Origin of the sequence: Streptococcus mitis (genome assembly GCF_002096735.1) — a bacterium.
GTDB classification, from domain to species: domain Bacteria; phylum Bacillota; class Bacilli; order Lactobacillales; family Streptococcaceae; genus Streptococcus; species Streptococcus mitis_CZ.
On record NZ_NCVC01000010.1, the window covers coordinates 40,913 to 61,793 of the forward strand.

Here is a 20,881-nt window from a genome sequence, read left to right on the forward strand (position 1 = left end):
AAATGAATAAAAGTATGATTCGTTACCTCCTTTCAAAGTTACTTTTGATTGAAGCTGTTCTCCTCTTGGTTCCTGTAGCTGTAGCTGTCTATTACCACGAATCGAGCCAAGTCTTTACGGCCCTCTTTACAACGATTGGGATTCTCGTATTACTAGGTGGTTCAGGAATTTTACAAAAGCCCAAAAATCAACGGATTTATGCCAAGGAGGGAGTCTTGATTGTTGCCCTCTGTTGGATTCTTTGGTCCTTCTTTGGCGGTCTCCCCTTTGTCTTTGCTAGACAACTTCCCAGCGTTATCGATGCCTTTTTTGAAATCAGTTCTGGCTTTACAACTACTGGAGCAACTATTCTGAACGACGTTTCGGTTCTCAGTCGTTCCCTCCTCTTCTGGCGAAGTTTTACCCACTTGATTGGAGGGATGGGAGTGCTTGTTTTTGCACTTGCTATTATGGACAATGCCAAAAATAGTCACCTAGAAGTGATGAAGGCTGAGGTTCCTGGACCCGTCTTTGGTAAGGTTGTATCCAAACTCAAAAATACTGCCCAGATTCTCTATCTCCTTTATCTAGCTCTCTTCTCCCTCTTTGTCATCATCTATTATCTGGCTGGCATGCCCCTATTTGATAGTTTTGTCATTGCCATGGGAACAGCAGGTACAGGAGGTTTTACAGTCTATAACGATGGAATCGCCCACTATGGTAGCTCACTGATTACCTATCTAGTTAGTATCGGAGTTTTGGTTTTTGGGGTAAATTTTAATCTCTACTACTACCTCATGCTCCGTCGCGTCAAGGCCTTCTTTGGTGACGAAGAACTTCGAGCTTACTTGGTCATTGTGCTGGTTTCTACAGGCTTGATCAGCCTCAACACCCTCTATCTCTACCCAGGATTTTCCAAGAGCTTTGAAATGGCCTTCTTCCAGGTTTCCAATATCATTACGACGACTGGTTTTGGATATGGAGACATTACCAATTGGCCCCTCTTCTCCCAGTTTATCCTCCTCTTTCTCATGGGAATCGGTGGTTCTGCTGGTTCAACCGCAGGTGGACTCAAGGTTATTCGAGGCCTCATCCTTTCAAAAATTGCCAAAAACCAAATTTTGTCAATCCTATCGCCCCACCGTGTTTTGACCCTCCATGTTAATAAAACGGTGATTGACAAAGATACCCAGCATAAGATTCTCAAGTACTTTGTCATCTATTCTATGATTTTGCTAGCGCTTATCTTTATTGTCAGCCTAGATAGCAATGATTTTCTAGTCGTTACCAGTGCTGTATTTAGCTGTTTCAATAATATCGGGCCTATTCTAGGAACCACTTCTAGTTTCTCAATCTTTAGTCCTATCTCAAAAATTCTCCTCTCCTTTGCAATGATTGCAGGCCGCTTGGAGATTTACCCAATCCTACTTCTCTTTATGAAGAGAACTTGGTCTAAGAGATAAAATACAACCACACCTTGTTTCCTTACAAAGTGTGGTGTTTTTATTTTTAAATACTCCTCGCAACTCAAAAAGTATCTTTGAATCCTGGTCAGACATTTTAGTGCCTGACTTATACTCAATGAAAATCAAAAAGCAAACTAGGAAGCTAGCTATAGACAGTACTTGAGTACGGCAAGGCGAAGCTAACTTTGTTTGAAGAGATTTTACCCAAAAACCCTCAGTCGACTGACCGAGGGTTCCTTATTTCATTATTCAAGAACTTGATTAGCTCAACGCATCCAAGGCATCATCCATTGAAAGAACTTCGTGGAAGACACGTTGTGTCAATTCAGTTTTTTGTTCTGGAGTGAGGTATTTAGTGTTTACACAGTATCCAGAGATACGTACGATTACGTCTTCACCTGACATGATTTTTTCGTAAACATCGTTCAAGTCCATAACGTTCAAGTTAACGTGTTGTCCACCGTTTTCGAAGTAACCATCAAGGATTGTTACCAAGTTATCAACTTGTTCATCACGAGTCTTACCAAGAGCACGTGGAGAAACCTGAGTAGTCAATGAGATACCATCAGCTGCATAACTAAAGTCAAGGCTAGAAAGTGAGTTCAAGTTTTGCAACCATCCACCTTTAGCTTTATTAGATGGGTTAGCACCTGGTGAGAAGAATTCAAGTTTAGACAAGTTCACAGAACCATCTTCGTTGAGGTATACACCTTTGTGGACTGGTGAGTTACCAGTTTGTTTAGAGTAAGCAACGTTAGATGTGATAGTCAAAAGTGAAACTGTAGCTTCTGCGTCTTTGTAAAGTTTGTGGCTACGTAGACGAGTTGTGTAAGCTTCGATCAACCATTCTGCCAATTCGTTTGAACGAGGATCATCTTCACCCCAACGTGGGTATTCTCCGATTGTTTCGTAATCGTAGATGTAGCCATTTTCATCACGGATTGGTTTAACTGTAGCGTATTTGATAGCTGCCAATGTATCAACAGTGTTAGCAAATCCACAGATACCAAATCCCATGTTGGCACGTTGTTTAGTTGGCAAGAAGGCCATTTGAACAGCTTCGTAGTTGTACTTATCAGTCATGTAGTGGATGATGTTCAAAGCATCTACGTAAGTGTCAGTCAACCAGTCAAGAGATTTTTCAAAGTTAGCTTTAACTGATTCAAATTCAAGAACTTCGTCACGGATTGGTTCGATGTCAAATACTTTGTAGTCTTTGTGAACATCGTCGTAACCACCGTTCAAACCAGTAAGAAGGGCTTTCAATACGTTTACACGCGCACCGAAGTACTGGATGTTGTGGCGTTGTTCTTCATTTTCTGGGTCAAGTGGAGACACACAGCATGAGATACAGCTCATTTCACCATATCCGTCTTTAGCCATTGTTGTTACACCTTCGTATTGGATAGAAGAGTGTTTGTGGCTCATGTGCATACAGTAGCGACGGAAGTTGTATGGCAATTTGTCAGTCCAAAGAACTGTCAAGTTTGGTTCTGGAGAGTTACCGATGTTGTCAAGAGTGTTCAAGAAACGGTAGTCCATCTTAGTAACACGGTGACGACCGTCGTTGCCCATACCAGCCATAGAAGTTGTGATGAATGTTGGGTCACCTGAGTACAATTGGTCGTAAGCTTTTGTACGAGCAAATTTAACTGTACGAAGTTTCATAACGAAATCATCAACGAATTCTTGGATTTCTGATTCAGTAAATGTACCACGAGCAAGGTCACGTTCTGCAAAGATGTCCAATACGATTGGCACACGTCCTAGGGATGTAGCAGCACCGTTGATAACACGGCAGACAGACATGAAGGCGATGTTAACCCATTGGATAGCTTCTTTAACGTTCATCGCTGGTTTGCGAACGTCAACTCCGTAAAGGTCACCCAAGCGAACAACTTGTTGCAATGCTTGGTATTGAAGGTTGATTTCTTCACGAAGACGGATTGTTTCTTCATCGATTTCTTCGATTGCGTTCCAGTCGTTTACTTTTTCTTGCATCAAGTAGTCTGCACCGTAAAGAGCAAGACGTGCGTAAACACCGATGATACGTCCGCGTGAGTATGCATCTGGAAGACCAGTTACAGTGTGAGCGTGACGAGCGCGACGAATGTTTGAAGTGTAAGCACGGAAGATACCGTCGTTAACTGTTGTTACGTATTTTGTAAAGATTTCGTGAACAGCTGGATCTGGTTCGTATCCATTTTCTTTCAAAGTAGTTTCAGCCATACGGATACCACCTTTTGGCATGAAGTTCAATTTGAAGAGTTCATCGTTTTGGATACCGAAGATAACTTCATTTTCTTTATCGATAAATCCTGCTGGAATGTCAGCAATAGATGTTGGACGAGTGTCCATTGGGAAACGAGTTTCTTCGTAGTGAGCCTTAGTTTCTTCTACAATTTTTTTGATGTGAAGTGAACGTTCTGTTGGTCCTGCGAGGAAGCTTTCGTCTCCATCGTAAGGTGTGTAGTTAGCTTGTACGAAGCGTGATACACTTGCTTTTTCTTTCCAATCTACGCCTTTGAAGCCTTCCCAAGCTTTGTCAAAAATATCTTGTGCTTCAACAACTGTCTTAACAACCATGTTAATGTCCTCTTTTTTCTTTCTAGTAACAGTCATCTGTTACATTCATGAGACAAGTATACCATACAGTAATCGTTTTCAACAAGTGGAAAATCCCTATTTTTACACTTTCTTTTCTAAAACAGTCTATATTTCGTTCCAAACTGTATTATATTTTTGAAAAAACGAAGTCCTTTTTCCTTTTTTTCAGAAAAAAGGGTATAATGAAAGAAAATAAGCAGTAAAAAGGAGCTATGCATGTTGATTTTTCCTTTGTTAAATGATTTGTCAAGAAAAATCATCCATATTGACATGGATGCCTTTTTTGCTGCGGTGGAAATCAGAGATAATCCTAAACTCAGAGGAAAACCTGTCATTATCGGCAATGACCCTCGGCAAACAGGTGGGCGTGGTGTCGTTTCCACTTGTAGCTATGAGGCGCGAGCTTTTGGTGTCCATTCAGCCATGAGCTCTAAGGAAGCCTATGAACGCTGTCCCCAGGCAATCTTCATCTCAGGAAATTATGAGAAATACAAATCTGTGGGACTCCAGATCCGAGCTATCTTTAAGCGTTATACAGATTTAATAGAACCCATGAGCATTGACGAAGCCTATTTGGATGTAACAGAAAATAAACTCGGTATCAAGTCAGCAGTCAAAATCGCTCGCCTCATTCAAGAGGATATTTGGCAAGAACTCCATCTAACTGCTTCTGCTGGCGTTTCCTACAACAAATTCTTAGCTAAAATGGCTAGTGATTATCAAAAACCACATGGTCTGACAGTGATTCTACCTGACCAGGCTGAGGACTTTCTCAAACAAATGGATATTTCCAAGTTTCATGGAGTAGGAAAAAAGACGGTAGAACGTCTTCATCAAATGGGCGTTTTTACCGGCGCTGATTTGCTTGAAGTCCCTGAGGTAACCCTAATAGACCGTTTTGGAAGACTGGGTTATGACCTTTATCGAAAGGCTCGTGGCATCCACAATTCACCAGTCAAATCCAATCGTATCCGTAAATCAATCGGGAAGGAGAAAACCTATGGGAAGATTCTCCGTGCTGAGGAAGACATCAAAAAAGAGCTGACTCTCCTATCAGAAAGAGTCGCTCTCAATCTCAGTCAACAAGAAAAAGCTGGAAAAATTGTCATTTTGAAAATCCGCTACGAGAACTTTTCAACTCTCACTAAACGAAAAAGTCTGCCTCAAAAAACACAGGATGCTAGTCAGATAAGCCAAATAGCTCTGCAACTCTATGAAGAGTTAAGCGAAAAAGAAAGAGGTGTCCGCCTATTGGGGATTACCCTGACTGGATTTTAAAACCTTGAAGAGCTGCCCCTTCAAGGTTTTTCTTATACAAATAAACGGACAAAACTGTAAAGTAGCAAAACACTACCAAGCACGATGCGGTATTTACCGAAAAGGGTAAAGTCGTGTTTTTTCACATAGCTGGTCAAAAAACGAATAGCGACCATGCTGACTGCAAAAGCGACTCCCATCGCAACCAAGAGCAAGAACAATTGCCCAAAACTCAAGAGCTGTCCTGCTTTTATAAATTTGAAAATCTTTAATGCGCTAGCTCCAAACATAACAGGAATTCCAAGATAAAAGGTAAATTCCGTTACAACAGAACGACTGGTTCCATTTAACAAACCACCGACAATCGTTGCTCCAGAACGACTTGTCCCTGGCAAAAGGGCAAGAACTTGGAAGAGACCGATATAGAAAGCGGTCGTATAAGGAAGCTTGTCCAACTCTGTTACACTTGGCTCGATAGCACGCGCTTTATTTCGCTTTTCCAAATAGATAAAGGCAATCCCATAGATAATCAACATAAGAGCAACAGAAACCATGTTATGGAAGTGGGTATCAAACCAATCGTCAAATTTAAAGACGGCAAGTAAAGGCAAGGTCGCAATCAAAACCTTCAACCACAGTCTCCAAGTCTTACGAACTTCCTGCTTGTCTTTACTTGGTTTAAAGGGATTTAGTTTATTAAAGTAAATGACCATAACCGCTAAAATAGCACCAAGCTGAATCACAACATTAAACATAGACATAAAGGCTTCATTCTGATTTTGGTATTGGATAAATTCCTCTGCTAAAATCAAGTGACCTGTACTGGAAATCGGCAACCATTCCGTAATTCCTTCAATAATCCCGAAGAAGATAGATTTTAAAATTTCAATAAGATACATAGATTACTCCTTTTTTCTATCTTCCATTATAGCATACTTTTTCAGTCTATGGCACTTCTCTTTAAAAGGCTCCTATACTGCCACCACCTCCGCCTCCAGAGAAGCCACCGCCAGAACTTCCACTTCCAGAAGATACGGAGTAGGTACTTGCTGTATTTGCGACACTAGCATAATGGCTCATTTGCGCGCTTGAATGATAAAACATACTGTGCCAGCCATAAGCTACATAGAGATTAATATCTGGATTTTCCACTTGAATATGGTGAACCTTCATCAAATGGCTGACCTTGTCCGCATAGCCAAATAAGGTTGCATAAACCAAGAGGCGATTCCAGACCACAATACTTTCCAATTCAGCCTGATCCAATCGTGCAATCTCACGCAACATATTTTCAAAACTGGTCCAGAGATAGTATACTTCTGCTCCTGCTTCATTTAGGACACCATCACGGTTATCTAGTCGAAGCTTCCAATAATAGAAAACAGCCAAAACCAAACCTAAAAAACCAAGTATTGGCAAGGGGAGGTAAAGATATCCATAAACATCCAAACTGTACAAGAACAAACCAAATCCGATAAATAGGGACAAGATAGTCAAGACACCCATACCTACTTGCAAGGCCTTTTCCCCACCAGTTAAAAGACGATAATAATCTGGAAGTCCCCAGAAGATAACCCGATTTCTCACTCCTTCTTGCATCTCTTTCAATACTTCTTCAAAAGAAGATTTGAGCTGACGCCCCTTTGCTTGAATCCGTTTTTCATCAGAAACTTTTGCTCTACGATAAAGACTATCAGATACCTTGTAATCCGCAAACAAATTGGAAAGAGTTTCTTCTTTTTTGCCTGAAAAAGCTAGATTTAGACAGTCTTTCTCAAAACTGGACAAACCGTCTTCTTTTACCAGTCTCAAGCCAACTGCATCTCCCTCTGAAATAATAGAGACATTTCCACGGTCAATCACATCTAACAAGGTAGCTTGAATAAGTTGGTCAAAGGTGAATTTGCCAGCTCCTTTGGTTAGAGGACTCACTTCATCCAAGGAAGTCGAGTAGACAGCCTCTGATAAAACCATAGGTTCTAATTCCATTGGTGGTTCATAGAGACGATGATTTTTGGCATATTTAACCGAAGGAGTGGTCTTTCTTCTATAGATGAAATAGAAGCAGACGCTCAATAACAGAGAGATGGAAAGTATGGAAGGAAACACCCAAGTAACGAGTTGTTTACTCTGATCTTTTTCTTTAAAAATCGAGTCTTCTATCTTATTAAACTCTTCTAAACGATTCCCTTTCAATCCCTGATCCCTAGCGCTAGCAAAATCGGTCCGAGGCCAATAGGCATGTAACTCAACTCCACGTTTAGCCGGAAGATTGTCTAAACGGATAGTATAATCAAGGTTACTCTTTTCAACCGTTCCCTCTCTAAAAAGTTTCCCTGTATGGAAAAAGAGTTTTTCAGCTCCCTTATCTCCCCTTACATGAAATTCAAACTTTCCAATAGTCCCTGAACTATCTGTTAAAGGTTGCCAATTTAATTCAGCGATATCATCATAAAGGAAAAGCAAATTCTTTAAGTTCCAGACAAGGTCAACTTCAACTGTGTCGCCATCTTGACCTGGATTATAAACTTTAACAGTATAACCATCTGCCCCTTCTATCACTTCGCTAGTAACATCTGTCAGTTCAGCACCGTTTTTCGCGACCTGAACCTTTGGATGAGGGTCAATGTCAAATCCGCTAGGCATCTTGCCAGCCCGTCCAAGTCCCACGATTTGACCCTTAAAGTCCTCCTCAAACTGGTAAACTATCTTCTGTCTAAATTCTGCTGTATTGTCTGCATGAATATACAAATCACCTTGATAAGAGTTTATCTTGAAATCAATGGCAAAAACAGAGAATGGCAGAAGACAAAACAAGCCTAACACCAGTAAGAAAAAAGTTTTTTTCATCAACTAAGCCCCCTTTTTATCTTTGCTATCATTATATCATTTTTTCACAAGTAAGGGCTTACCTATATTGAAAAATAGATTTTTTTTCGATAAAATAGGAGACAGTTATTTTTTAATAGATTAGAAATAGGAGAAATCATGAGAAAAATATACTTATCTATTTTCACAAGTCTCTTGCTGATGCTGGGACTTGTCAATGTTGCTCAAGCCGATGAATATTTACGCATCGGGATGGAAGCAGCATATGCTCCCTTTAACTGGACTCAGGACGATGATAACAATGGAGCTGTCAAAATCGATGGGACTAACCAGTATGCTAACGGATACGATGTTCAAATCGCCAAGAAAATCGCTAAGGACTTAGGTAAAGAACCTTTAGTTGTTAAAACCAAGTGGGAAGGTCTAGTCCCTGCCCTTACTTCTGGTAAGATTGACATGATTATCGCAGGTATGAGTCCTACTGCTGAGCGCAAACAAGAAATTGCCTTTTCGAGCAGTTACTACACTAGCGAACCAGTTCTACTAGTCAAAAAAGATTCTGCCTACGCAAATGCTAAATCTTTGGATGACTTTAACGGTGCAAAAATCACTTCTCAACAAGGTGTCTACCTTTATGACTTGATTGGTCAAATCCCAGGCGCTAAAAAAGAAACTGCCATGGGAGACTTCGCTCAAATGCGCCAAGCACTTGAAGCTGGTGTTATCGATGCTTATGTTTCTGAACGACCAGAAGCTCTGACTGCTGAAGCTGCTAACTCTAAGTTCAAGATGGTTCAAGTAGAACCAGGTTTCAAAACTGGGGAAGAAGATACGGCTATTGCCATTGGACTTCGTAAAGATGACAATCGTATTAGCCAAATCAATGCCAGCATTGAAACCATTTCAAAAGATGACCAAGTTGCCTTGATGGATCGTATGATTAAGGAACAACCTGCCGAAGCTACAACAACTGAAGAGACTAGCAGTAGTTTCTTTAGCCAAGTCGCTAAAATTCTTTCTGAAAACTGGCAACAACTCTTGCGTGGTGCTGGTATCACTCTTTTAATCTCTATCGTCGGAACCATCATAGGTCTCATTATCGGCCTTGCCATTGGTGTCTTCCGTACTGCTCCTCTATCTGAGAATAAAGCCATTTACAGCTTACAAAAACTAGTCGGCTGGATCCTCAATGTCTATATTGAAATTTTCCGTGGTACGCCAATGATTGTTCAATCGATGGTTATCTACTATGGAACTGCCCAAGCTTTCGGGATCAACCTTGACCGCACACTAGCTGCTATCTTCATCGTTTCGATCAACACCGGTGCCTACATGACCGAAATCGTTCGTGGTGGTATCCTAGCAGTTGACAAGGGACAATTTGAAGCCGCAACTGCACTCGGTATGACTCATAACCAAACCATGCGTAAGATTGTCCTACCTCAGGTAGTCCGTAACATCCTACCAGCAACTGGTAATGAATTTGTCATCAATATCAAAGATACATCTGTATTGAACGTTATCTCTGTTGTCGAACTTTATTTCTCAGGAAATACCGTAGCAACTCAAACCTATCAATACTTCCAGACATTTACAATCATCGCCGTGATTTACTTTGTCCTCACCTTCACCGTAACACGTATCCTACGATTCATCGAACGCCGCATGGACATGGATACCTATACTACAGGTGCTAACCAAATGCAAACGGAGGATTTGAAATAATGACACAAGCAATCCTTGAAATTAAACACCTCAAAAAATCCTATGGACAAAACGAAGTGCTAAAAGACATTTCTCTAACTGTTCACAAGGGTGAAGTTATCTCTATCATCGGAAGCTCTGGAAGCGGAAAATCAACCTTCCTACGCTCCATTAACCTACTTGAAACTCCAACTGATGGACAAATCCTTTATCATGGACAAAACGTTCTCGAAAAATGCTATGACCTCACGCAATACCGTGAAAAGTTGGGGATGGTGTTCCAATCCTTTAACCTCTTTGAAAATCTTAACGTACTTGAAAACACAATTGTCGCTCAGACAACTGTCCTTAAACGCGAACGTACAGAAGCTGAAAAGATTGCCAAAGAAAACCTAGAAAAGGTCGGCATGGGAGAACGCTACTGGCAAGCCAAACCAAAACAACTCTCAGGTGGTCAAAAACAACGTGTAGCCATCGCTCGTGCCCTTTCAATGAATCCGGACGCCATTCTCTTTGATGAACCAACATCAGCTCTCGATCCAGAAATGGTTGGAGAAGTCCTCAAAATCATGCAAGATCTGGCTCAGGAAGGCTTGACTATGATTGTCGTAACCCACGAAATGGAATTCGCCCGTGACGTCTCTCACCGTGTTATCTTTATGGATAAGGGTGTGATTGCTGAAGAAGGCAAACCAGAAGACCTCTTCACCAATCCTAAAGAAGACCGTACAAAAGAATTCCTTCAACGCTATCTCAAATAAAAAGAAAAGGCTGCATCAACCGTGCAGTCTTTTTACTAGCCAAAAAATGAAAAGGCAGACCCTATTCAAGAATCCACCATTATCCAAAGATTAATCTTCAAATTTTTCATGATTTTTATCATAGAAATCAATTAAACCTAGAGCCGTTTCAAACGAAATATTTTTAACTTTTGCACGCCCCTGCGCTAGAGCAATGATAGACATTTCACGAGCATTCGTTTCTTTAGAGATACGGTAGCCTGTGATTTTCTTATCACGAACCCAGCCAACAACTGATTCTACTTTTTCAAAGTTTGACTTAGCCATGTCTTTCTCCTATTTTCTTATTTACGATATTTAATTGTATACGCTTTTATGCTTTTTGTCAATAAAAAAACATATATTCAATAAAATAAACGCCCTTATTTTTACTTGCTATCTTATTAAAGCTTATAATATATAGGTTTTTCACTGTCGAAAACAATTTTTATAGTTCTTTAAAACAATTGTATTATTAAATCTTATTTATGTAATAATATTCATATTTGACAGATGCTGATTCTCGATAATCTAGACATATTCTAATCTTATTTCATATTATTTATTCCACTGCAAAACAAAAAAATTTGACAAAATAATCTTCTGCTCTAAACCATTTCTAACGAGTATTTTTCTCCTTTTAGACTTTTTCATGTCTGCACCAGCATTCAATCATTTGGTCAACTTGTACTATTTATTTACTTTATCAAGTTTACTTTTTATTTCTCCTACCCATTAAAAAGCGAGTAGCTAGGAAACCGTAGTATTCTATGTTTCATTTTTCTACGGTCTTCATCTTCCGAGTATCCCGTCACTCTTCTCAGTAACCTCAGTATAAGGCTTCTCATTAGTATTGATTATTTTTTCTAATTCCTATTATATTTAGCCAAATTTCAGATTAGCTATATATAAAATAGTAGATTTCAAAAAACTCCTTACATATAACAAGTAATTTTACTCCCTTACTATAAACTGAATCAAAAAACATAGGTACTATAATGAGTTATGATAGAAATAGCGTAACCGATTTCCTAAGTCCATAGGAATCGCCCCCTTTCTTCATCTTCATTATAGCACCTATACATCAATTGTGCAAATAATATGATATTTTTTTATTAGTCCTCAGACAAGCATATTATAGAGCGTTTCGTTACCATTTAAGTTAATATAAGCTGGATCAAAACCTTCCATTCGACGAATCAAGCCTGCATAATCATGCTTATCTGACAAGGCAATCCCAATCAATACTGGGCCTGTCCCCTTGCTAGCTCGTTTGATATACTCAAAACGTGTGATATCATCATCTGGCCCCAAGATATCATTTACAAATTCACGCAAAGCCCCCGGACGCTGTGGAAAATTAACCACAAAGTAATGCTTGATTCCATCATAAATCAAGGCACGTTCTTCCATTTCAGGCATACGGTTGATATCATTATTTCCTCCAGAAATGATACAACAAATGGTTTTCCCCTTGATATATTCAGCCAAAACCTCTAAAGAGGCGATACTAGCCGCTCCAGCAGGTTCTGCGACAATCCCTTGCTTAGAGTAAAGGTCAATCAAGGTTTCAGAAATCAATCCCTCATCGACACCTACCAAAGTTTGAACATGTTGACGAGTTGCTTCATAGGTCAACTGACCTACCTTTTGCACAGCAATCCCATCCGCAAATTTGTCAATTTCTTTGAGTTTAACAGGTCCACCAGCTTCAAAAGCAGCCTTCATGGAACGCGCTCCATTAGCCTCTACCCCAATGACTTCAATTTCTGGACTTGTTTCCTTGATATAGGTAGAAACCCCAGCAATGAGACCGCCACCACCAACAGGAACCAAGACAGCATCAAAATCAATCGATTCTTTTCGAGCTTCTTCTAAAATCTCATAAGCAACTGTCCCTTGACCTGCCTGAACATGGGCATCATCAAAAGGATCAATAAAGGTACGATTTTCAGAAACTGTAAATTCTTGAGCTGCTTTGGCTGAGGCATCAAAGGTATCTCCAACTAATTTAATAGTCACGAAGTCCCCACCAAAAAAGCGAACTTGACCAATCTTTTGTTGCGGAGTAGTAATGGGCATAAAGATAGTAGCAGGAATCTTCATTTCATTACAAGTATAGGCAACTCCCTGCGCATGATTTCCCGCAGAAGCACAGACTACCCCACGCTCACGTTCTTCCTTGCTGAGCTGGGAAATGGCATAATAGGCACCACGGATCTTAAAAGAACGAACACGTTGTGCATTTTCTTTTTTCAAATAAATCTTAGCACCATACTTCTCCGATAAATAATGGTCATAATCAAGCGGTGTATTAACGACCACACCATTCAAGACCTTGTGAGCCTTGATTATATCTTTTGAACTTAACATCATTTTCTCCTAGACTATTTCAAACTTATCGTAATCCATCTTTTAAAAAGAGATGAATTGATTATAAAAGCGAGTTAGTCCCCCAACTCGCCTTCACCTTAATTTCTATCAATTAGTTATAGATTTTGAATGCATCGTCGTCGTTTTTACCAACGAATGGCATTGCTTTACGCAATTCTGCACCAACTTTTTCAATTTCAAGGTTAGCTGCTTGTTCACGGTAAGCAGTCAATTTTGGACGTCCAGCTTTATAGTCATTTACAAAGTCATTTGCAAATTTACCATTTTGGATGTCTGCCAAGACAGCTTTCATATTTTCTTTAACTTGCTCAGTAATCACACGTGGACCTGATACATAGTCACCGTATTCAGCAGTGTTTGAAATTGATTGACGCATTTTCTTGAATCCACCTTCATAGATCAAGTCAACGATTAATTTCATTTCGTGAAGAACTTCAAAGTAAGCCAATTCTGGAGCGTAACCTGCTTCTGTCAAGACTTCGAAACCAGCTTCGATAAGGGCAGTCAAACCACCACAAAGTACAGCTTGTTCACCAAACAAATCTTCTTCAGTTTCTTCTTTGTATGTTGTTTCAAGAAGACCTACACGAGCTGCTCCAACACCTTTACACCAGTCCATAGCAATGTTTTTCGCATTTCCTGTTGCATCTTGGTATACTGCGTAAAGAGCTGGAACACCAAATCCTTCTTCATAAGTACGACGTACCAAGTGTCCTGGTCCTTTAGGAGCACACATGAAGACATCTACATCTGCAGGAACTTTGATAAATTCAAAGTGAATGTTGAAACCATGGGCAAATCCAACTGCATTCCCAGCTTCCAAGTTTGGAGCGATTTCTGCTTCGTACAATTCTTGTTGGATTTCGTCTGGTGCCAAAATCATGATAACATCAGCCAATTTAGTAGCTTCTGCTACTGTATAAGTGTCAAATCCATCTTCTTTTGCTTTATCAAAAGATTTACCTGGACGTACACCGATGATGACATCGCGACCTGAATCACGCAAGTTTTGTGCATGCGCATGTCCTTGTGAACCATAACCGATAACGGCAATTTTTTTACCGTCAAGTGCTGCTACTTTAACATCTTTTTCGTATTCCATTTGAACTGCCATAGTTTTTTCTCTCTTTTCTATTATTTATTGCCTTTTAGGCTGGATTAACAAATTTAAGTTGGATTTTTAATCACGGGTAAATCCAGTGGCACCCGTTCGAGCAATATTGCGAATACCGTATGGTCGAATGACTCGCAACAGAGCTTCACTCTTTTCAGCATTTCCTGTCATCTGAATGGTAATCGAGCTTGGCGCTACGTCTACCACCGTTGCACGGAAAGGTTGAATAATCGCTAGAATCTCAGCGCGCTTCTCAGCTGGCGCTGACATCTTAACCAAAATCACCTCGCGCTCCAAATGAGGCTTGTCTGTAATATCACGAATGCGAATCACATCAATCTGACGATTGAGCTGTTTGATAATTTGCTCCACCTCATCATGTGAAGCAACATCAATAATAATGGTGATCCGCGATACATTCGGATCTTCTGTTGCTCCAACAGAGATACTTTCGATATTAACCTGACGACGAGACAGGACACCGGTAAAGCGATTGAGGACTCCTGATCGATTCTGTAGTTTTGCTGTTAACATTCTACGCATGGAACTTCACCCCCAACATCTCATGATTACTCTTACCAGCTGGTACCATTGGTAACACCTGTTCCTTACGAGAAATATCTACCTCGATTAGCATAGGAACATTCTCAGTGATGACTTCAAGGTCTTGAGCCAAGGTCTCAGGATTGTCAAACTTATAGTTTTTAATGCCATAAGCCTGTGCCATCAGTTGGAAATCAGGAAGAGTATCAAAGACCGACTCAGATGTTCTACCTTCATAGAAGGATTCTTGCCACTGGCGAACCATTCCAAGTGAGTGGTTGTTCAGCATAACCACCTTGATTGGCACCTTGTAAATGTTCAAAATAGCCAATTCTTGGTTAGTCATTTGGAAACCGCCATCCCCAACAAACAAGACTACTTCCTTATCTGGGTTAGCAATTTTAGCTCCAATTGCTGCTGGAATTCCGAATCCCATGGTTCCCAAACCACCTGAAGTCACTAACTGACGTTCATTTTGGTAAGGATAATACTGGGCTGTCCACATTTGGTGTTGACCAACGTCTGTTACCACAATAGCATCTCCATTCGTCAACTCACCGATGCGTTCAATAACGGCTTGTGGTTGAACCACACGCTCTTTCTTGTCATAAGAACGAACACGGTTCTTGTCTTTAGTGACTTTCTCAATCCATTTCTCAGTATTATTATGAATTGTTGGTTCGGCCAGCAACATTTGCAAGGCTTTCTTAGCGTCTCCAACTACAGGAATATCCGCACTGATAATCTTGCCAATCTCAGCTGGGTCAATATCAATGTGAGCAACCTTAGCATTCTTAGCGAAGGTCTTAGGATTCCCCGTCAAGCGGTCATCGAAACGGCAACCAATACTAATCATAAAGTCCGCTTCTGTCATGGCAATATTAGCTGCGAATGACCCGTGCATGCCTCCCATTCCAAGGAAGAGTGGATGACTCGTTGCAATCGTTCCTTGTCCCAAAAGACTGGTTACCACTGGAATTTGATAGCGTTCTGCAAATTCATTTAATTCTGCAGCTGCTTCAGCATAACTAATTCCACCACCAGCTAGCAAGACTGGTTTTTTAGCCTTGGATAATTGCTTCAAGATTTTCTTGATTTGCATATCATTTGGCTCAAGAGTCGGTTGATAGCTTGGTAGGTTCACTTCTGGTGAATAGATGAAGTCCGTTTCTAAAGCAGATACGTCTTTAGGTAGGTCAATGACAACTGGCCCTGGTCGACCTGTAGTTGCGATATGGACAGCTTCCGTAATGATTCGAGGGATATCAGCTGTCTCACGAACTTGGTAATTGTACTTAGTGATTGGCATGGTAATTCCCACAATGTCTGCCTCCTGAAAGGCATCCTTCCCAATCCCTGCTCGCGCCACCTGACCTGTAAAGACCAAAAGGGGAACACTGTCGCTCATGGCATCCGCAATCCCTGTAATGGCATTTGTTGCTCCCGGTCCGCTAGTGACGACGGCAACACCCAACTTTCCAGTTGATTTGGCATAACCTTCAGCTTCATGCAGACAACCTTGCTCATGGCGTCCTAGAATGTGGCGAATGCCTTTAAAATTATATATCGCATCATAAAAAGGCAAGACTGCACCACCAGGATAACCAAAGATGGTATCAATTCCTAAATCACGAAGTGTTTCCAAAACTAGGTCCGACCCCGTCTTAGGAGATTCTAAACTGATTTTCTCCATTGTTCCCCTTTCTCTTCTCTTAAAAATAACTTGTTACTATCATACCATTTTTTCAAAATTTTTCAAGACAAAAGAAGAAATTTTCTGAATTTTCTATTTTAACGTTTATTTATGAATGTTATTTTTGTTTTTATTAAAAAGATACCGATTTCATTTACTAAAAAAGAAAAAAGAACTGATTTCTCAGTCCTTCATTAATCTTATTCCACACTAAATAGGTATGGGTAAACCGGTTGTTCTCCTTGGTGAATCTCGACTTCAACGTCTTCGAATTCTTCTACGATTTCTTGAGCAATTTCATTGGCAAGTTCTTCGCTTCCATCTTCACCGACATAGAATGTTACGATTTCACTATCTTCATCCAACATATGTTTCAATGTTTCAGTCAAGGTTTGGTGCATGTCAGGGTTTGACACGAGAATTTTCCCATCCACCATACCAAGATTATCATTTTCATGGATTTCTAAGCCATCAATCGTTGTATCACGCACAGCTGTTGTGACGCTTCCGCTAACGACATCGCTAAGAGCAGCTGTCATACGCTCTTGGTTTTCTTCGATGGACTTGCTTGGATCAAAGGCAAGAAGACTAGTCAATCCTTGAGGAAGAGTACGAGCTTCAACCACTACTGCTGGTTGTTCCAAAACTTCTGCTGCAGATTGAGCTGCCATGAAGATATTCTTGTTATTTGGCAGGAAGATGATGTTACGAGCATTGACCTGTTCAACAGCCTTGATAAAGTCTTCTGTTGAAGGATTCATGGTTTGACCGCCTTCGATAACATAATCAACACCTTGGGAACGGAAGATATCTGCTAGGCCTTTACCAGCCACTACAGCAATCAAAGCATACTCTTTTTCTTCAGCTGGCTTGCTAACTTGAGCAGCTTCTTTCTCAACCTGTGCTTCGTGTTGGTTCCGCATATTGTCAACTTTTACCTTGACCAAGCTACCATATTTGAGACCTTCTTGCATAACCAGTCCTGGATCTTCTGTATGGACATGGACTTTGACAATTTCATCATCATTGACAACAAGAAGAGAATCCCCGAGTTCATTCAAGTAGTTACGGAATTCGTCGTAGTCAAAATCTTTGGCATAAGTTGGACCTTGCTTGAGAGCTACCATGATTTCAGTACAGTAACCAAAGGTGATGTCCTCAGTCGCTACGTGACCAGCTACTGACTTGTGGTGTTCTGCATTGATCATTTCACTCATATTAGCAGGAGTCGCTACAAAGTCCTCAGATGCAATATATTCGCCAGTAAGGGCTGAAAGGAAACCTTCATAGATGAAGACCAGTCCTTGACCACCTGAATCCACAACGCCAACTTCCTTCAAGACTGGAAGCATGTCTGGTGTTTTAGCTAGAGCTGTTTTAGCACCTTCCAAGGCTGCGCGCATGACTTCAACAGCGTCATCTGTTTGCTCAGCTTTTTTCTTAGCACCGATAGCAGCTCCGCGAGAAACCGTCAAAATAGTTCCTTCAACTGGCTTCATCACTGCCTTATAGGCAACTTCCACACCTGATTGGAAGGCGAGGGCCAAGTCTTGACCTGTTAACTCGTCTTTATCCTTGATGGCTTGTGAAAATCCACGGAAAAGCTGAGACGTAATAACTCCTGAGTTTCCACGCGCACCCATCAAAAGACCTTTGGCAAGAATGCTCGCTACCTCGCCAACTGTAGAAGCTGGCTTATCTGCAACTTCTTTAGCACCATTTTCAATGGTCATTCCCATGTTTGTTCCAGTATCTCCATCTGGAACTGGAAAGACGTTTAATGAATTGACATATTCAGCTTGCTTATTCAAGCGAGTTGATGCAGCCTGCACCATTTCTTGAAATAAGCTAGTAGTAATTTTTGACACGGTTATTCTCCTACAACTTTGATATTTTGAATGTAGACATTTACAGTCTGAGCAGTAATTCCAAGTTGGTTTTCCAAACTAAAACGAACACGCTCTTGAATGTTTTTTGACACTTCGCTAATCTTTGTTCCGTAGCTCAACACGGTATATACATCAACTGCAATACTGCCATCTTCGGCCGCCTTTACGACGACACCTTTGGAATAATTTTCCTTACCTAGAAGGGCTTGGAAATTATCTTTGAGGGCATTTTTACTAGCCATACCGACCACACCAAAAATCTCAGTTGCTGCTCCACCTACGACGGTTGCAATCACTTCATCTGTTAGTTCGATTTGACCATCTTTTGTATTAATTTTTACAGTCATCCTTTTTACCTCAACTAGTTGATACTCTATTTTATCATATTTCAGCCCAAGTGTAAAAGCAGAATACTGTATCAGCGGATATTTACTCCGTTTTTCAAATGATTTTATACCTACAGTAAAAGAAAAAAGACCCTAAGGTCTCCTTACTTTTATTATTAAACGCGTTCAACTTTACCTGATTTCAAAGCACGAGCTGAAGCCCAAACTTTTTTAGGTTTACCATCGATAAGAACAGTAACTTTTTGAAGGTTTGGTTTTACGGCACGTTTTGTTTGGTTCATCGCGTGTGAACGGTTGTTTCCTGATACAGTCTTACGACCTGTAAAGTAACATACTTTAGCCATTTGTGTTTTCCTCCTATTAGATCTAATATAGCGGATGTGCTAGCACCACATACTGTACTATGTTATCACACTTTCTCTGTTTTGGCAAGGGGATTGGAAGATTTTTTTATTTAACGTAAACAACTCCTAATTTCCCAAAAGCCACATCTCCACGAATAATCAAGGTTTTGCTGGTTGGGGCTAGAGGAGTATCTGCCTTGGCTACGCCACAGAAAGTTTCTACCTTTAAATCAACTCCCCAATGTTGAGGCACGTAGATAACTGCATTCCCAAATCCGACTTCTATCTTCAAGGTTGCGCTATCTCCTAACATCTCTGCATTGTCATAATATATCTTGGCATTGCCAAAACCAACTTCTACTTGATCTTCTACCAATTCTTGCTCTTGCTTGTAGAAAGTCCCAGTCCCAAAAGCAACTTCCTTATCTATAAGAATGTTTTTTTCACCATCATACCACCATTTTTTCCCATTCCAAGTTCTGTTAGAATGAGTAAGTGCGTTGACACCCAGTACGATTAAAATACTAGCCCAGAATAGTGACTGATTTGGAATCGGTAAAATATCATAAAAGTGGTTAGCAATCATTAAGGCTACTAGAGCTGTAAAAGAGGCTGAAGTTAAGTGGCGACGCAACAAAGCTCCGACTGATTGGTAGGCAAAAAAAGCAATACCAATCAAGGGCCAAATTTGCCCCCCCAGAGAAGGGATTCCAAAATTCCCCTGCAATAATACTAAAGCCGCCAAAACAAGCAATACAATACCAAATGCTTTCTTTTTCATCTTATTACCTCATGTTTCTTAGATTTTCTTTTAGGAGGGATTGATAATGTCGTGAGACATGAACCTCCTTGTGGGTTTGATAAAAGGAAATGGTGCCCGTTCCTGAAAAGGACTTGTCCACCGAATAGACTTGCCGAATATTAGCAATAGTTGACTTGGATACCCGACTAAAATAACGGGGCAGGATAGCTTCTAACTCATAGAGTTTAAGCCGAACCTCGTAGGCATCTTTCTGGGTATGGGCATAAATCTTGCTACCTTCCGTCTCAAAGAAGAGAATTTCCGACAAGTCCAGATAATATTCGCCCGTCCCCTTGTAAAAAATCAACCGAGGAGACTTGGACTCTTGCAAGAGGAGCTGTAAATCCGCAATCTCATCTGTCAAAGCCACTGCCTTGATGACAATTTCAGTTTCCTCTAAATTGCTGTCAATTTCGATTCGTAACTTCATTCCATCTCCTTTCTGACTCTACTATATCAAAGCTAAAATAAGAAAACAAGAGCAAAAAAGCAAGTGGTTACTTTAGACTCGTAAGTGGTTGTAGGACCGCCTTAACTTACAGGTCAACATAGAAAGAAAAGCACACCCCACACAAGAGCACAAATATAACCAACCACTACATCCTTGGGATAATGCACGCCACCTAAGACTCTCACTAGACCTAGGAAGGCTGATAATGTCAAACAAATCATCCCCATAGTTAAACTAGCATGAAGGCAAGCCATGGAAATAATGGTTGCTGAAAAGACATGACGACTGGGCATAGACTGACCAGGACTATCTCTGTCAAGCAAAGGTTTAATATCCCATTCCTCATAAGGCCTAGGGGCATTGATTTTCTTACGAAGAAAGGACAAAATCACAAAACCTGACGCTGGAATAAACAAATAGATTCCGACCTGTTTCCCAAGTCCTTGTTGGAGATAGGTAATTGCTAACAAGGTTAGATAAATCATAGGCATAACTATCGTCATGAACCGATTGAAAGCTCTTAACAAGCTCAGAAGAAAGGGCTTATTTCCAATGTTACTAGCAATGTGGTCATACCATTCTTGATAATTCTTCATATATTTTCTCATCACTTACTCAAATTTTATTTGCAGGGAAGCACTTGTCTTCTAGTATAGTGCAGAAAAAGAAGGCCGTCAAGCCTT

18 protein-coding genes are annotated in these 20,881 nt (G+C 40.5%); 4 read left to right on the top strand and 14 right to left on the bottom strand.

The features are described 5' to 3' along the window. Positions 1-2 precede the first annotated feature (2 nt). Positions 3-1,442 (top strand): TrkH family potassium uptake protein, encoded by a 1,440-nt coding sequence (locus B7703_RS00940; RefSeq protein WP_084923259.1) that lies wholly within the window; start codon positions 3-5, stop codon positions 1,440-1,442. Between the two features lie 264 nt (positions 1,443-1,706). Here the strand turns inward: B7703_RS00940 and pflB are convergent, their stop codons facing one another. Next, positions 1,707-4,031, bottom strand: coding sequence for a formate C-acetyltransferase (gene pflB / locus B7703_RS00945; protein WP_000260630.1), 2,325 nt, complete (start codon positions 4,029-4,031; stop codon positions 1,707-1,709). 237 nt (positions 4,032-4,268) lie between these two features. Between pflB and dinB the strand changes: the two genes are divergently transcribed. After that, entirely contained in the window at positions 4,269-5,330 is a 1,062-nt protein-coding gene (gene dinB / locus B7703_RS00950) for a DNA polymerase IV (protein WP_084923261.1), read from the top strand. Between the two features lie 32 nt (positions 5,331-5,362). On the opposite strand, the gene B7703_RS00955 is transcribed toward dinB, so the two are convergent. Both B7703_RS00955 and B7703_RS00960 read right to left on the bottom strand, forming a co-directional pair. Next, positions 5,363-6,208, bottom strand: a complete 846-nt coding sequence (locus B7703_RS00955) for an undecaprenyl-diphosphate phosphatase (protein ID WP_084923263.1) — start codon at positions 6,206-6,208, stop codon at positions 5,363-5,365. Between the two features lie 61 nt (positions 6,209-6,269). After that, positions 6,270-8,159 carry a DUF2207 domain-containing protein gene (locus B7703_RS00960; protein WP_084923265.1) on the bottom strand — a complete coding sequence of 630 codons (1,890 nt, stop codon included), beginning with the start codon at positions 8,157-8,159 and terminating at the stop codon, positions 6,270-6,272. A gap of 138 nt (positions 8,160-8,297) precedes the next feature. Between B7703_RS00960 and B7703_RS00965 the strand changes: the two genes are divergently transcribed. Next, complete coding sequence (locus B7703_RS00965; RefSeq protein WP_084923267.1) at positions 8,298-9,863, top strand: ABC transporter substrate-binding protein/permease; 1,566 nt, start codon at positions 8,298-8,300, stop codon at positions 9,861-9,863. Further along, the gene (locus B7703_RS00970) at positions 9,863-10,603 is read left to right on the top strand and encodes an amino acid ABC transporter ATP-binding protein (RefSeq protein ID WP_084923270.1); all 741 of its coding nucleotides are present in this window, start codon (positions 9,863-9,865) and stop codon (positions 10,601-10,603) included. The genes B7703_RS00965 and B7703_RS00970 overlap by 1 nt, the downstream gene beginning before the upstream one ends. Positions 10,604-10,693: 90 nt before the next feature. Here the strand turns inward: B7703_RS00970 and B7703_RS00975 are convergent, their stop codons facing one another. From B7703_RS00975 to B7703_RS01025, 11 genes are all read right to left on the bottom strand, one after another. Further along, entirely contained in the window at positions 10,694-10,909 is a 216-nt protein-coding gene (locus B7703_RS00975; protein ID WP_001130035.1) for a capsule biosynthesis transcriptional regulator, read from the bottom strand. Between the two features lie 834 nt (positions 10,910-11,743). Further along, complete coding sequence (gene ilvA, locus B7703_RS00980; protein WP_084923271.1) at positions 11,744-12,994, bottom strand: threonine ammonia-lyase IlvA; 1,251 nt, start codon at positions 12,992-12,994, stop codon at positions 11,744-11,746. A gap of 112 nt (positions 12,995-13,106) precedes the next feature. Next, entirely contained in the window at positions 13,107-14,129 is a 1,023-nt protein-coding gene (gene ilvC / locus B7703_RS00985; RefSeq protein ID WP_000290683.1) for a ketol-acid reductoisomerase, read from the bottom strand. A gap of 66 nt (positions 14,130-14,195) precedes the next feature. After that, complete coding sequence (gene ilvN, locus B7703_RS00990) at positions 14,196-14,672, bottom strand: acetolactate synthase small subunit (protein ID WP_001253803.1); 477 nt, start codon at positions 14,670-14,672, stop codon at positions 14,196-14,198. After that, positions 14,665-16,365, bottom strand: a complete 1,701-nt coding sequence (locus tag B7703_RS00995; protein WP_060627477.1) for an acetolactate synthase large subunit — start codon at positions 16,363-16,365, stop codon at positions 14,665-14,667. Before B7703_RS00995 ends, ilvN begins: the two co-directional genes overlap by 8 nt. A 200-nt stretch (positions 16,366-16,565) precedes the next feature. Beyond that, positions 16,566-18,233 (bottom strand): DAK2 domain-containing protein, encoded by a 1,668-nt coding sequence (locus B7703_RS01000; protein ID WP_084923273.1) that lies wholly within the window; start codon positions 18,231-18,233, stop codon positions 16,566-16,568. Between the two features lie 2 nt (positions 18,234-18,235). Continuing rightward, positions 18,236-18,601, bottom strand: a complete 366-nt coding sequence (locus B7703_RS01005) for an Asp23/Gls24 family envelope stress response protein (RefSeq protein ID WP_000216437.1) — start codon at positions 18,599-18,601, stop codon at positions 18,236-18,238. Positions 18,602-18,756: 155 nt separating this feature from the next. Beyond that, positions 18,757-18,945 carry a 50S ribosomal protein L28 gene (rpmB, locus tag B7703_RS01010; RefSeq protein WP_001140948.1) on the bottom strand — a complete coding sequence of 63 codons (189 nt, stop codon included), beginning with the start codon at positions 18,943-18,945 and terminating at the stop codon, positions 18,757-18,759. Between the two features lie 106 nt (positions 18,946-19,051). Beyond that, on the bottom strand, positions 19,052-19,726 hold the full coding sequence (locus B7703_RS01015) for a LiaF transmembrane domain-containing protein (RefSeq protein ID WP_084923275.1): 675 nt from the start codon (positions 19,724-19,726) through the stop codon (positions 19,052-19,054). A gap of 4 nt (positions 19,727-19,730) precedes the next feature. Further along, the gene (locus tag B7703_RS01020) at positions 19,731-20,177 is read right to left on the bottom strand and encodes a LytTR family DNA-binding domain-containing protein (protein WP_084923277.1); all 447 of its coding nucleotides are present in this window, start codon (positions 20,175-20,177) and stop codon (positions 19,731-19,733) included. 113 nt (positions 20,178-20,290) lie between these two features. Continuing rightward, positions 20,291-20,794, bottom strand: a complete 504-nt coding sequence (locus B7703_RS01025; RefSeq protein ID WP_192851942.1) for a phosphatase PAP2 family protein — start codon at positions 20,792-20,794, stop codon at positions 20,291-20,293. Positions 20,795-20,881: the final 87 nt, after the last annotated feature.